Source organism: Cryobacterium sp. BB736, from assembly GCF_014980265.1.
Lineage (GTDB): Bacteria > Actinomycetota > Actinomycetes > Actinomycetales > Microbacteriaceae > Terrimesophilobacter.
This window is the reverse complement of record NZ_JABXWQ010000006.1, coordinates 92,766-105,232: the sequence shown is the minus strand read 5'-3', so window position 1 is coordinate 105,232 and position 12,467 is coordinate 92,766. Positions and strand designations below refer to the sequence as shown.

11 protein-coding genes are annotated in these 12,467 nt (G+C 62.2%); 6 read left to right on the top strand and 5 right to left on the bottom strand.

The window, feature by feature from the left end; all coding sequences use genetic code 11:
• Positions 1–57 precede the first annotated feature (57 nt).
• The gene (locus IRG63_RS12760; RefSeq protein ID WP_168626441.1) at positions 58–1,212 is read right to left on the bottom strand and encodes an N-acetyl sugar amidotransferase; all 1,155 of its coding nucleotides are present in this window, start codon (positions 1,210–1,212) and stop codon (positions 58–60) included.
• A gap of 245 nt (positions 1,213–1,457) precedes the next feature.
• On the opposite strand from IRG63_RS12760, the gene IRG63_RS12755 reads away from it, so the two are divergent.
• From IRG63_RS12755 to IRG63_RS12740, 4 genes are all read left to right on the top strand, one after another.
• A complete protein-coding gene (locus IRG63_RS12755; RefSeq protein WP_227412157.1) occupies positions 1,458–2,615 on the top strand; it encodes a hypothetical protein in 1,158 nt (385 codons plus the stop codon).
• A complete protein-coding gene (locus IRG63_RS12750; RefSeq protein WP_168626440.1) occupies positions 2,612–3,838 on the top strand; it encodes a glycosyltransferase in 1,227 nt (408 codons plus the stop codon). The genes IRG63_RS12755 and IRG63_RS12750 overlap by 4 nt, the downstream gene beginning before the upstream one ends.
• 111 nt (positions 3,839–3,949) lie before the next feature.
• Positions 3,950–5,107: a glycosyltransferase gene (locus tag IRG63_RS12745; RefSeq protein WP_193510360.1), complete on the top strand. Its 1,158-nt coding sequence runs from the start codon at positions 3,950–3,952 to the stop codon at positions 5,105–5,107.
• 53 nt (positions 5,108–5,160) lie between these two features.
• Positions 5,161–6,459, top strand: coding sequence for a nucleotide sugar dehydrogenase (locus IRG63_RS12740; RefSeq protein WP_168626438.1), 1,299 nt, complete (start codon positions 5,161–5,163; stop codon positions 6,457–6,459).
• A gap of 159 nt (positions 6,460–6,618) precedes the next feature.
• Here IRG63_RS12740 and IRG63_RS13965 read toward each other — a convergent pair whose 3' ends face one another.
• A complete protein-coding gene (locus tag IRG63_RS13965; RefSeq protein WP_255506807.1) occupies positions 6,619–7,098 on the bottom strand; it encodes a glycosyltransferase in 480 nt (159 codons plus the stop codon).
• On the opposite strand from IRG63_RS13965, the gene IRG63_RS13960 reads away from it, so the two are divergent.
• Positions 7,006–7,713: a hypothetical protein gene (locus IRG63_RS13960; RefSeq protein WP_255506814.1), complete on the top strand. Its 708-nt coding sequence runs from the start codon at positions 7,006–7,008 to the stop codon at positions 7,711–7,713. The two genes, IRG63_RS13965 and IRG63_RS13960, sit on opposite strands and share 93 nt — an antisense overlap.
• 116 nt (positions 7,714–7,829) lie before the next feature.
• The gene (locus tag IRG63_RS12730) at positions 7,830–9,821 is read left to right on the top strand and encodes a hypothetical protein (protein ID WP_227412156.1); all 1,992 of its coding nucleotides are present in this window, start codon (positions 7,830–7,832) and stop codon (positions 9,819–9,821) included.
• Here IRG63_RS12730 and IRG63_RS12725 read toward each other — a convergent pair.
• Genes IRG63_RS12725 through IRG63_RS12715 form a run of 3 tightly spaced genes read right to left on the bottom strand, consistent with a single transcriptional unit; the run spans position 9,802 to position 12,459 of the window.
• Positions 9,802–11,394 carry a DUF2142 domain-containing protein gene (locus IRG63_RS12725; RefSeq protein ID WP_168626435.1) on the bottom strand — a complete coding sequence of 531 codons (1,593 nt, stop codon included), beginning with the start codon at positions 11,392–11,394 and terminating at the stop codon, positions 9,802–9,804. The two genes, IRG63_RS12730 and IRG63_RS12725, sit on opposite strands and share 20 nt — an antisense overlap.
• Positions 11,381–11,722 (bottom strand): DUF2304 domain-containing protein, encoded by a 342-nt coding sequence (locus IRG63_RS12720; protein ID WP_168626434.1) that lies wholly within the window; start codon positions 11,720–11,722, stop codon positions 11,381–11,383. The genes IRG63_RS12725 and IRG63_RS12720 overlap by 14 nt, the downstream gene beginning before the upstream one ends.
• Positions 11,719–12,459, bottom strand: coding sequence for a glycosyltransferase family 2 protein (locus IRG63_RS12715; RefSeq protein WP_193510359.1), 741 nt, complete (start codon positions 12,457–12,459; stop codon positions 11,719–11,721). The genes IRG63_RS12720 and IRG63_RS12715 overlap by 4 nt, the downstream gene beginning before the upstream one ends.
• Between the last annotated feature and the right edge of the window lie 8 nt (positions 12,460–12,467).

Sequence of the window (12,467 nt, the reverse complement as noted above, 5' to 3'; positions counted from 1 at the left end):
CCCGTGGCTCCTGCGCAAACGGCGTGTATGTGAGCACGAGAATTCGGGCTCGAGCGGTCACTTGAGAAGCCCCGTTCTTCGGGCAAGTCGACCGACGGGCGCGCCGAGCCGACGCACCGCCGACCAGAATGCGGCAGAGTTCGGATACGCCGTGTAGTCGACCGGTGGGCGCACAATGAGTCCCTCAAGTTCCGCCGTCGTGATTCCGAGCTTCTTCGCAATGAACTCGTGGTCCTGCTCGCGCAACGACTCCGGGTAGTTCGACGATTCCATTTGCGAAAGCGCCTCCTCACGAGTCAGCTGACCGGAGAGGATCAGGGAGGAATAGTGCGCTAACCGTTTGTCGAATCCGAATTTGTGCGGCAGGTAGTAGCCCTGGAAGTAACGGGTGAAGACGGACTCGTAGTGCTTGCCGCCGTAGTCGCGCCAGCCGACGTTGTCAATGATGTCTTGCTTGGCATCCGTGTAAACGTAAGGCATGTAGTTGAGAGGTCGGACCGTCTCGATCCTTCGCACGAGCGGATACCAGACATGCCGCTTGAACATTCCCATCACTGGGTACGTCTTCAGGTTCACCGTCCCGAATCTCGCGTGCACCGCCTTGAGGTGACGCGCATCATCGGAGTTGTAACCCCAGGCCTCCGGGAGGATCGACTCGGTCGCATAGTTGGAACCGGAAAGGATGTACTTGATTCCGTATTTGCGCGCTTGCTGGTAGGCGACCCAACCGAAGGCGTGATCGGTTGGGACATCGCAGTTGGCTAGTGACGCTTTGAAGTAGGAGAGTTGGAGATCCTTCATCTCCCGCCAGTCGATGACATGGGTGTGGAGGTCAAGCCCGAGCGTCGTCACCAGATTATGGATGTTGCCAACCGCGAGCTCGGAATTCCAGCCGCTGTCGAAGTGCACAGCAAGCGGACGCAGCCCCAGCCGAACTGCCTGCAGCATTAGGTAGGTACTGTCCACCCCGCCGGAGACACCGATCACACAGTCGTATGGTTTGCCCTTACCGGCAGCCTTGATCGTATCGACGAGCTTCTCAAGCTCGCCGAGGAGTTCACCGCGCTGTGCCGGGACGAGGACCGGCGCGAAGTCTTCATCGAACCGGATGGCATGCGAAGAGACGCCGTGCTCGTCGAACCAGATATCCGGGTCGGTGGTGTCCATAATGGTGCGGGTGCACCGCTGGTACAGTCGCGCCTCAGCCGACATTGCCCTGCCTCCATAAGTGCTTCGGCATTCAGCCCAAATTTAGCGAGCCACCAAGGCTTGACCGGGCGGCACAGAGCGCCCGGACCGGGCACCCACCGAGCATAGTCGATCGCGAGATGGCATTCTGTGAGCGCTCACCCTATTGAATTCAAGCCGAGACGGTGGGACGTTGAGCGACGGCCGGCGGGCCCGAACGCAGCCAATAGACTTGACAATATGCGTCGCCTGCTTTCGAGAAGATCTGGTTGAGGAAACCATTGCAGCCAAAACGAATCCTCTGTGTCTCCTTCTCCCCCATCCACGCTGATTCCCGAGTGTTGCGCCAACTTGAAGTGTTGAGCCAACACGGCGAAGTGACGACGGTGGGTTACGGCCCGGCACCGGACGGCGTCGTGCAGCACATCGAAGTGCCGAATAAGGCGTCGTCCCTGCCCGAGACACCGCTGGGCGTCGCCAAATTGGCACTTCATCTGCACAATGCGGTCGAACTCACCGCGCCAGGAGAGAAGGCGGTGCGACAGCAGGCGATCGACTCCGGCCCCTACGACCTCGTCGTCGCCAACGACGCTCGAGCGCTACCCCTCGCCTTCGCCGCCGCCGGCGGGGCGCCGGTACTGGCCGACATGCACGAATGGGCCCCGGAAGAGCGGGCAACGGTTCTGGTTTGGCGCCTGCTCGTAGGTCCATACATGAAGCACCTGTGCAAGAAGTACCTGCCCAAGGTCGCCGCGGTCACCAGTGTCAGCAAGGGCCTCGCCGGCCTCTACAGCGAACGGTACGGGGTCACCACCGAGATCGTCCGTAACGCCGCTGACTTGAGGGACCTCACACCGACTCCAGTCGACCCAAATACGATCCGCCTCGTGCACAGCGGGACCGCCGACGCGGAGCGCAACATCGTGGAAGTTATTGACGCGGTGGAGCAGCTCGGTGACCGCTTCACGTTGGATCTCTACCTGCTCGAAGTGCCCGGCGGACACCTCAATGTCATCCGCAAGAAGGCCGCCTCGGCCGCAAGGGTCACCGTACATCCACCCGTGCCGCCGGAAACGCTGCCAACCGTACTCAACCAGTACGACCTTGGAGTATTCCTCTACCCGCTCAAGACACTGAGCCACCTGTATCACCTGCCGAACAAATTCTTCGACTTTGTGCAGGCTCGGCTGGGGCTCGTGTTCTCTCCCGCCCCAGAGATCGATGCCCACATCGCGGAGTATGGACTGGGCATCATCACCGCCGACACAACCACGGATGCGCTCGTTGATGCACTACGCGGCATCAGCGCAGACGACGTGACCCGCTACAAGGAGGCCGCGGATCGGTCCGCCCGGGCGCTTTCCAGCGAACCGGATCGTGCAACGCAAAGCGCGCTGGTTGGACGACTTCTCGCTGGGACGCGATGAGAGTAGTTATTGCCACTCGGATCTTCGGGCCGGAAATATCGGCAGCATCCGGGATTCTGCGCACCTGGGCGGAAGAATTCCGGGACCGCGGCTGCGAGGTCACGGTCCTGACTGCGAAACCGCCGCGAGGTGCCGTCATCGACGACCCCTCAGGCATCAAGGTGCGTCGGGCGCGGGTCAAACGCGACCGTCAGCAGTACGTTCGCGGGTACCTCAGCTACATGAGTTTCGACATCCCGCTCGCCTTCCGGCTCCTGTTCTCCCGGAAGGCCGATCTCTACGTCGTCGAGCCTCCGCCGACGACCGTCGCGGTGGTCCGCGTGATCGCGGCTCTTCGCCGCACCCCGTATGTCGTGCGCGCCGCCGACTACTGGTCGGAAGCCGCCGAGCTTGTGACGAGTTCCCGACTCATCCTGGGTATGCTGCGCCGCGTCGAGGCATGGGGGTTGAACGGCGCGAAGATGCTCTTCTCCGCACACCAGCCGCTGACGGACCGCTTCCGCACGGCCGGGATCACGACCCCGGCCGTGCCGATCGGTTTCGGAGCTGACACCAAAGACTTCCGTTACGACGGTCAGGCGCCACCGGAGCCACCGGTGTTCATCTACGCCGGCACGCACTCTGAATGGCATGGCGCAGGAATCTTCGTCGAGGCGATGCATCAGGTGCTGCAACAGCATCCCGGTGCCCGCCTCGAGTACTACGGCAACGGCGAAGACCGTGAAGAGATGCAAACCCGAGCGCGCGAGCTCGGGATTGAGAAGTCCGTAGAGTTCTACGCACCGATTCCACCGGCGGCGCTCTCGACCATCCTCGCCGCAGCCACCGCCACCGTCGCCAGCCTGGCGCCCGTACCGGCGAATGAGTATGCCCTCGCTACCAAGGTGTACTCGTCGCTGGCCGCCGGCTGCCCCGTCATATTCGCCGGACCAGGCCCAACCGTGGAGTTCCTGCGCGACGCGGGCCATCCCCGCGCCGGCGTGGCCGTCGGCTACGACATCGACGAGACCGCAGCAGCGATGAACGCGATGGCCGCTGCACCACTGCAACCGACCGCCCGCGCTGAACTGGCAAAATGGTCAGCAGGCCAGTTCTCACTGAATGCGATCGCAGAGCGAGTCGTCGACGAGAGCCTCGTCATCATCCGCACGAGGCAAGCAACCGGTGGAACTTCACCGACAACTGCGACAAAGGCTTCTGCGGAAGCAGACCGTCCAGACTAGACACCAGCCGCGTCCAGCCGCCCTACAGCTAGCAAGTGAGCTAATTGGAGGAGCGGGGTGACGGAGTGGCGCTCACGCCACTCCGAAACGTCGAGTTCTCGCTGGGGACAAATGAGAGTAGTCATTGCCACTCGGATCTTCGGGCCGGAAATCTCGGCGGCATCGGGGATTCTGCGCACTTGGGCGGAAGAATTCCGGGAGCGCGGCTGTGACGTCACAATCCTGACCGCGAAACCGCCACGGGGCGCGGTCATTGATGACCCCCGGGGCATCGAGGTGCGCAGGGCGCCCGTCAAGCGCGATCGGCAGCAGTACGTGCGCGGATATCTCAGCTACTTGAGTTTCGACATCCCGCTCGCCTTCCGGCTGCTGTTCTCCCGAAGAGCTGATCTCTACGTCGTCGAGCCTCCGCCGACGACCGTCGCGGTGGTCCGCGTGGTCGCCGCTCTTCGCCGCACCCCGTATGTCGTGCGCGCCGCCGACTACTGGTCGGAGGCGGCCGAGATGGTGACGAGTTCCCGCCTGATTCTGGGTGTGCTGCGCCGTGTCGAGGCATGGGGTCTGAGCGGCGCAATGATGCTCTTCTCCGCGCACCAACCGTTGACTGACCGCTTCCGCATCGCCGGGATCATGACACCCGCCGTGCCGATCGGTTTCGGCGCCGAGACCAAAGACTTCCGATACGACGGCCAGGCGCCGCCCGAGCCGCCGGTGTTCATCTACGCCGGGACACACTCGGAATGGCATGGCGCAGGAATCTTCGTCGAAGCGATGCACCAGGTGCTGCACCAGCACCCCGGTGCCCGCCTCGAGTACTACGGCAACGGCGAAGACCGTGAAGAGATGCAAGCCAAAGCGCGCGGGCTCGGGATTGAGAAGTCTGTGGAGTTCTACGCACCGATTCCACCGGCGGCGCTCTCGACCATCCTCGCCGCAGCCACCGCCACCGTCGCCAGCCTGGCGCCCGTCCCGAGGAACAACTATGCCCTCGCCACCAAGGTATACGCGTCGCTCGCGGCCGGATGCCCTGTCATTTTCGCCGGCCCAGGCCCAACCGTGGAGTTTCTGCGCCAAGCGGACCATCCCTACGCCGGCGTGGCCGTCGGGTACGACGCTGACGAGGCTGCGACGGCGATGAACGCTGCTGCGGCGGCACCACTGCCACCGCCTGACCGCGCGGAACTGGCAAAGTGGTCATCAGGCCAGTTCTCCCTGAGTGCGATCGCAGAGCGTGTTGTCGACGAGAGCCTCGCAATTATCCGCACGTAGCATTGAACCAGCATGCCAACCCCGTCAAACTACTCAACCCCTGGAGAGACTCTTTGAAGATCGCCGTCATCGCCCTCGGCAAGATCGGGCTTCCGCTCGCTGTCCAGTTCGCCAGCAAGGGCCATGACGTGGTCGGCGTTGACGTTTCCCAACGCACAGTTGACCTCGTCAACCAGGGCATCGAGCCGTTCCCCAACGAGGCACACCTTCAAGAAATGCTTTCCGAGCTCGTTCCAGCCGGCAAGCTCCGCGCCACCACCGACTACTCCGAGGCCGTGCCCGGAGCCGACGCCGTCGTGCTTGTCGTGCCGCTCTTTGTCGACGAGGTCACCGCTGAGCCGGACTTCGGATGGATGGATGCCGCAACCAGGTCTCTGGGCGAGGTGTTGACCCCCGGCACCCTTGTGTCCTACGAGACGACTCTCCCAGTTGGTACTACGCGCACAAGATGGAAGCCACTTCTCGAAGAAGCATCCGGACTGAAGGAGGGGGTCGACTTCGACCTCGTCTTCTCCCCGGAGCGCGTGCTCACCGGTCGGGTGTTCGAGGACCTCCGCAAGTACCCCAAGCTCGTTGGCGGACTCTCGGAGCGCGGTGCTCAGCGCGCAGTCGAGTTCTACCGCGCCGTGCTCGACTTCGATGATCGCCCCGACCTGCCCCGCGGGAACGGGGTCTGGGACCTCGGCAGTGCCGAGGCATCTGAGCTCGCGAAACTCGCGGAAACGACCTACCGTGATGTGAACATCGGGCTCGCGAACCAGTTCGCGCGGTTCGCCGCGACTGCGGGAATCGATGTCTACCAGGTGATCGAGGCGTCGAACTCACAGCCGTACAGTCACATCCATCAGCCCGGTATCGCCGTCGGCGGTCACTGCATCCCGGTGTACCCGCGGCTGTACCTGTGGACTGACCCTGAGGCCACCGTCGTATCCGCGGCCCGCGCCGCGAATGCCGGCATGCCCGAGTACACCATTGGCTTGCTGGAGGGGGCTTACGGAGACCTCACCGGTGCGAGAGTTGCTGTCCTCGGAGCCGCCTACCGCGGCGGGGTGAAAGAAACTGCATTCTCCGGGGTCTTCGGCGCCGTAGAGGCGCTGAAGGCGCGCGGCGCAGTGCCGCTCGTGCACGACCCGCTCTTTGACGATGAAGAACTCGTTCGCCTCGGATTCGCGCCATACCATTTGGGCGAGTCCGTCGACGCCGCAGTGGTTCAGGCCGACCACGACGAATATCGCGCGCTCAAAGCTGATGACCTGCCAGGCATCAAGGCATTCATCGACGGACGACGGGTTTCGTCCGCCGAGCAGTGGCCGGGTGTCGCCTACCGGGTCATCGGAAAGCTGGCCGCTTGAGGATCAGTCCCCTGAGAATTAGCCTTAGCCGGTTCCGAACTCAGGCCAACCGCGGCCAGGAACCGCGTGCCCTCTCCCCGACTTGAGAAGTGTCACAAGGGAGCAAGGATGCCTATAACGCAACCTCGCAGGTCCCAATAATGACCCCAAGAGTGGAGGCTATGCACCGACGTGGGACAGAAATTTCGGCCCTTCGCCCCTTGTTGAGAGGTCCGAAGCCGCCAGAGAAGCTGCCGTCTTCATGGCAACTATCTCCTCGGTCGACAATCTGTTGATTGCCGCCGCCAAGTCAGAAGCCTCCCAACCCGTAACGATGATGCCCAAGCCGTAGTCCCGAACGAAGCCGACCATCTCCTGACTCTCCCCGATCACGATCCCGAGACGTGCCTGAACTGCCTCGAAGAACTTGTTCGGCAACGCGTAGACGTTGTTGAGGAAGCGGGGCGGGAGGAACATCACCCCGAGGTCGCAGTCGTTCAGCGCCGACGCAACTTCTGTGACAGGCACAGGAGAACGAAATTCAACTCTGCCTGCTACAACCGCTGGATGCCGACGCAGCGGAGCAAGCGAACGCCGATTCCCGAGCACCATGAGCACGAAGACAAATCGGGGCTCGAGTTCAAGCACGGCATCGAGCATGACGTCAATGCCACGCGCGGTCGCGGCATAGCCGTGATGCACGAGCACGATCCTCTCTGGATCGACAGGGGACGGTTCAAGTTCTTGATATGGAGCCACATTCTTGATCACATCGGGCCGAGGTATGCCGTACCTGTCTCGGTAGTAATCCGCGATGCCCTCGGCGACCGTAAGTCGCTTGGTGAAAACGGGGGAAGGCACAAACGTCAAGAGCCAACTGTCGTATCGGCCGTGGAGAAATCTGAAGAGTGGGCCGGAAACGGTGCCGGAATACACTTCGTGCAGGTCGAGCGTCACCGGCCCTTTGGAAAGATCGCTGGCAACTTCCACAACCCAGGGCAGCAAATGGAGGTCGTTCACGACCATGAGATCGTATTTGTGACCCGCAAGGTCCGATATCGGCAGTCTTCGCCCCACGAGTCGATGGAAGCGAGCGCGCGGAGAAAGAAAAACGTAGATGGCAAGTCTTACGAGAAGATTCGGATAGCCGATCCGAAGAAATCGGCCCGTCGCACCAGGGGCCTCGGGGCCGCGACTGAGGACATCAACGCGGTAACCAGCAGACTCGAGCCAGCCGATCTGTTTCGTAACCCGAGCGTCGCGGGTCACTGGTGAATAGGAGACAACAAGCGCTCTTTTGACTGACGTGAATTGCGGGCGAGACACGTCGAAAGCGTAACGAGGGCACCCTTCGCTTATCCTGCGAGAAGCAACCGAGCGAAGCTTCTGGATTGCGCCGGATCGCGCATGCAGCGCTTGGTCAAGTCCAACGTGGCATAATTGAACGGCTCTTTGCCTCTTGGCCTTGGCCTGCTGGCCTTAGCAGCATGATGTCGGCTGCAAACCCCTCCTCGGAATCGGAGAAATCATACGTGTGCGGAATCTTTGGCTTTGTCGGCCCAGACAGCCTCGACTCCGGGTCGGTGAAGACACTGGTCAAGCACGCACAGCAGCGTGGTCGCGATTCGAGCGGCATGGTGGTTCGGGGCAAGGACGCCTACAACGCCTACCGTGCAGACCTCCCGATTGACCGCCTCCTGAAGCGCATCCCTTCGGTTGGGGCCCTCTTCTTCGGTCACAGCCGGCTCGTGACCAACGGCACCGCAGACAACCAGCCGGTGATGCGGGAGCAGATCGTGGTGCTGCACAACGGCATCGTTGTCAATCACACGGAAGTGTGGCCGCTGATCAGCAAGACCCCTGAGCTGGAAATCGACACCGAGGTGATTCCGGCCATCATCGCCACGCACCTTGAAGAAGGCGGAACAGTCGAAACCGCGGCTGAGCGCGTGCTCGAGCTCACCGAGGGAGTGGTCGCGTGCGCCGCCCTCATCCCCCGGCTCGGGAAGTTGCTGCTTTTCTCCAACAACGGCAGCCTCTTCCTCGGCGACAAGTCCAACGGTGTCGCCTTCTCTTCTGAGAGCTATCCGCTCGAGCAACTCGGCGCCGAGAACATCCGCCAGGTTCGCGACGCCGTCATCCTGGAAGTTCCGGCGCAAGAGGACGAGGTCGCCATCGTCGAGTGGGCGAACCGTTCGATCGACCTCGTCCCCGGGCTCGGCTACTCCGCGAAAGAGGAGAGCCTCCTCCAGTACCCCACCCACAATCTCCGCCGGTGCACGCGATGCATTCTGCCCGAGACCATGCCGTACATCGCCTTCGACGAAGACGGCGTGTGCAACTACTGCCTCAACTACAAGCCGCGCAATCACCCCCGGCCTAAGGAAGAGCTTTTCGAACTGATCGAGCCCTACCGACGCTCGCACGGCGACGAAGTGGTCGTGCCCTTCTCCGGTGGTCGCGACAGTTCGTACGGCCTGCACCTCATCATCCATGAGCTCAAACTGCGCCCCATCACGTACACGTACGACTGGGGCATGGTCACCGATCTCGGCCGCCGAAACGTCAGCCGCATGTCTGCCCAGCTGGGCGTGGAAAACATCATCGTGGCCCCCGACATCACGAAGAAGCGAGACTACATTCGGCGCAACCTCACGGCCTGGCTCAAGTCACCCCACCTCGGAATGCTCAGCGTGCTCACCGCGGGTGACAAGCACTTCTTCCGTCACGTCGAAACGATCAAGCGGCAGACCGGGATCAGCCTCAACCTGTGGGGCATAAACCCGCTCGAAGTCACCCACTTCAAGTCGGGCTTTCTCGGCGTGCCTCCCGACTTCGCTGAAGAGCGTGTCTACAGCCACGGTGCGATGAAGCAGTTGCGCTACCAGTCGCTTAGGGGTCGCGCCATGCTGAAGAGCCCCGGTTATTTCAACCGCTCACTGTGGGACACCCTCTCGGGCGAGTATTACCGCAGCTTCACGAAGAAGAGTGACTACTTCCACATCTTCGACTACTGGCGGTGGGACGAGAAGCAGATCGAAGACACACTCGACGGCGAGTACGATTGGGAGCGCGCCCCCGACACCCAGACCACGTGGCGCATCGGCGACGGAACGGCGGCGTTCTACAACTACGCGTATTACACGATCGCCGGCTTCACTGAGCATGACACTTTCCGCAGCAACCAGGTGCGCGAGGGCGACCTTACTCGCGACGAAGCCCTGCGTCTCGTGCAAGAAGAGAACACGCCGCGCTACCCGAACCTCAAGTGGTATCTCGACATCGTCGGCGTCGACTTCACGCACGCCATCAACACCATCAACCGCACACCGCGGCTGTATGAAGGCGCGACGCTGCCGACGCTCACAACGCCCAGCGATTGAACCTTCCGTGGACGAGGCTGGACTCCAGGGGTTCAGGAAGCACTGGGGTCACTCGACTCAACTGTGGCCAGAGCACGGCCAGCAACCCTGCATAAGCCAGCGAGCCAACCACCCACACTGCCGTCGGACCGACCGGGAAGCCTGCCCACCACCACTCGGCGCCTGAGTCGAGGTTCAGACCCTGCTGGTCTGCCCCGGTGACGTAGCGACGGATGTTGACCTGCAACGAGACGAGGTTCGCGAGCGCAACCGCGCCGAGGATCACGAACGTCTGCACCCTGGTGAATCGGAGGCGGGCACCCGCGGGCTCGAAGACCAGCAGGAACACGAGCAGCACGATAAGCGGGAGCAGGTAGCGAGGCTGCAGATTCGCCCCTACTTTGTCGCCCCCCGCCGTCAGCACGTGCACCGGAAGCGCAATCAGGACGAACAGCACGCCACCTGTCGCAATGGCTTTTCGCCAGGTGAGCAAGCCGATCCCTGCGAATCCGAAGACGACAAATGCTGCCGTTGCCGCCCACTGCACGATCGCAGGCAGCTGGGTGTCGAGCCAGCCCAGACTCCATGATCCCCACACTCCCGTCCAAAGGAACGGAAGCATGAGCAGGTTGTAGGCAGCGAGCCCGAAGCCAGCGAGCGGCGCCTCCACTCCGGTCTGATCCGAGGAGATGGGAATGGTCGCACCCCCTCCTCCGCTGAAACCTGCCGCGAAGACACCGGCTTGCCCGGATGTCGAGAAGAAAAGGACCGCGATGATAAAGCCAGCCAGGGGCAGAATGGCGTGCAGGGCCCACTGACGTTGCCGCGCCGCCGTAAGGATCAACACCGTGACCGTCGCTCCAGCGGCGTAGACCGCAGCATCTCCCCGCGCGCCCGCCGCCATCAGAACGCCGACAAGATAGAGGGCGCCGAGCGCCCACCGCCTTCGTCCGTGTGTCTCAAACCACCCAAGCAGGGCGAGGAACGCGGTCCCCACCCCGGTGATCGCCCATCCACTCGGATTATTGGACGGGATCAGAAACATCCCCAGTGGCACAAGGACAACCACCCAGCCCCACAGGAGAGTACGGCGACGCTGTGCTGGAAGCAGCCACGCCAGCGCCGTCGCAAGCCCCACGAACAGTGCTGCGTTGATGAGCCTCATTACCAGCGCACTGGTTTGGATGTCTCCGCCGGCAAGGATTCGCATGGATGAGTAATAGACGTGCGGATACTCCCCGACGAAGTTTCCGCGCTCGCTCAAGGCGCGCTGTTCCATCAGCGTCGACCACACTTCGTTTTGGCACCCAGCGCTGCGACTTGCGTCCTGCGCGTAGCACGCGACACCCGGAAGCGCTTGTGTAACCGTCCTGTTGTTCCACTCAGCTCCCGGCGTACACTCCGCGCTCCCGCCGTTTGCACACCAGACGCTCACCAGGTGATAGTCATCGTCGGGCCCGGCGCCGATAGGTGAAGCAAATGCCCAGGCACTGAGCGCGACAAGCGCGAGCACCGGCGCCAGGTGAATCAGGCGAATCGACCGAAGAAAGGCACCGAAGGAACGGGGACGGGGTAAAGCGTCAAGCGTCGTCATGCGGACGCCTTTCGATATCGAGGGCGAGCTTCTGAACCACCTTGCGGAGTTCGTCTCGCGTGCGGGCTAACTCGAGACTAACTTGCATGAGAAGCAGCAGCACGACAAAGAAGCCGCCGACGAAGAGCAGGTTGATCGGTTGCCCGATTCCCAGGAATCGCGCAACCGTGTCCAGGAGACCTGGCCACGCGGAGAGAATGATGGCCGAGACTGCAGCAACGAGCCATATCACTGCGTACTTCTCGGGCAGAACGTAGGACCGAAGAAGCAAGATGACCACGATGAGCAGGACGACCGCAAGCACGATCGCGACGAGTTGAGGTGTCACGCCCCCGCCTCTTGTTCTCGCAATTTCAACGCCTTTATCTGCGGAGGCACGCTTCGAATGGTCGCGAGTCCAAGGATGAAGAGAATTCGACCTGTATAGAGAGTGGCTCGAAGCACTGACTGAGAAGGAACGCCCCCAGCCCGTTCGTTCATGACCACGGGGATCTCCGAAACGCTGAGCCCCTGCCGGGTCGCGAGGACGATCGACTCAACGGTGTCGCCAAGCCACTCGACCGGGTAATGTTCTGCAAACACTTGGAGCGCCCGGGGGCCGGCAATCCGGAATCCGCTCGTCGCGTCGGTGAGTCGCGTGCGAGCAAACGCCGACGTAACCCACGCGATGAATCGTTGAACGTTTCGTCTCGTGGCGGACGATTTGAACGACCCGCCATTCGCAAAGCGACTTCCGATGACGATGTCGGAGTGTTCGGCGGCCGCAATGAGCTCTGAGATTTGTTCCGCCCGATGCTGACCATCCCCGTCGAATTGGATGACCGCGTCGTAGCCGTTCAGGACCGCGTACTTGAATGCGGTTCCCATGGCCGCACCGACCCCGAGATTGATCGCGTGTGAAAGGACGTGGGCGCCCGCCGCTCGCGCAATGCGTGCGGTATTGTCACGCGATCCATCGTCGATGACGACGACATCTCTGAGCGGGTGGGCTACCGAAAGGGATGCGAGCACGTCAGCGATTACCGTCGCCTCGTTGAGCGCGGGGATCGCAACGAGAACTCTCATGGAGTCAC